General features: G+C 57.9%; 2 protein-coding genes. Both read right to left on the reverse strand.

Features of this window, described 5'->3' with window-relative positions; translation table 11 throughout:
* Nucleotides 1-53 precede the first annotated feature (53 nt).
* Entirely contained in the window at nt 54-719 is a 666-nt protein-coding gene (locus ACXJ7R_RS33785; protein ID WP_457155580.1) for a response regulator transcription factor, read from the reverse strand.
* A complete protein-coding gene (locus ACXJ7R_RS33790; protein ID WP_457155581.1) occupies nt 716-877 on the reverse strand; it encodes a hypothetical protein in 162 nt (53 codons plus the stop codon). The genes ACXJ7R_RS33785 and ACXJ7R_RS33790 overlap by 4 nt, the downstream gene beginning before the upstream one ends.
* Between the last annotated feature and the right edge of the window lie 241 nt (nt 878-1,118).

Raw genomic sequence — 1,118 nt, forward strand, 5'->3', positions numbered from 1 at the left:
CTATTGTCCAGTCGGACATGTTGGACGCAAATCTTACAGCAAATGCAAAAACGTCAGGCAGGCGACTTCGCGGACGAGCTCAGGTCGGCGTCGGCCTGCTCTGACAGAATTCCCAAGCGTTCGGCGAGCGAGACGAGGTCGGTAATCGTCCGGGCGCCCAGTTTTTCGAATATCCTGTGCCGATGTGCTTTTATCGTCCGTTCGGTAATGCCGAGAGCGTAAGCCGTTTGCTTGTTCATGCGCCCCCGCACGATGAAGTCGAACACCTGGCGCTCGCGCGGTGTCAACGTTTCCAGCAGTGCGTGCGCATCTCGCATCCGTTGCTGGTGCTTGGACTCTGTATCGTGCCGCGCGATTGCGCGTCCGATGCTTTCGAGCAAGGCCTGACCCGCCACCGGCTTGGTCAGAAAGTCCTCGGCGCCGGACTTGATCGCCGTGACCGTGGTCGGAATGTCGCCGTGACCCGTGAGGAAGACGATCGGGAACGGCGAACCAATCTCGACCAGTCGCCGCTGCAGGGCAGGCCCGCTCAAGCCGGGCAGGCTGACATCGAGGAGAATGCAGCCAACTTCCGCCCCGGCGCAAACCTGCGCCAGAAACTGGTCTGCGCTGGGGTATTCGGCAACCTCGTAGCCGTGCAGGCGCAGCAGCCGCGCGGTTGCATGACGGAACAGGCTATCGTCGTCTACAATATGAACTAGGCTGCCCATCGGATTCATATCGCACCGGCATTCGCGAGCAGCGTGATGTAGAACGCCGCGCCGCGATCCTGCTTAGTCAAGAGCGACAACCCCACAACCAGCGCCCAGCTCGCGTTCTCAGCATGAACTTGGTCGCTCAGGGCTTCATCGAAAGGTGCCCATGCCAAAATTGCCATTTGCCGTTATCTTAGGCAGAATTGCACTACCTAACTTTGTATTAACGTGAAAAGCATTCTTTCTTTTCGGCGGTGCGTTATCTGGTTGTAACTTGTCCCTAGGGACAATGTCTTGACGGCCACTGATCGCCGGTACAATTCCAATCTCCCCGCTCTAAGTTTAGAGCTTGCTCCCATTCGCGCGAATGTCAACGGTCGAGAGTCGATGAGCAGGTCTCTGCCTTCGTGGAGGGTCGAAATG

Source organism: Mesorhizobium sp. P5_C1, assembly GCF_054049815.1.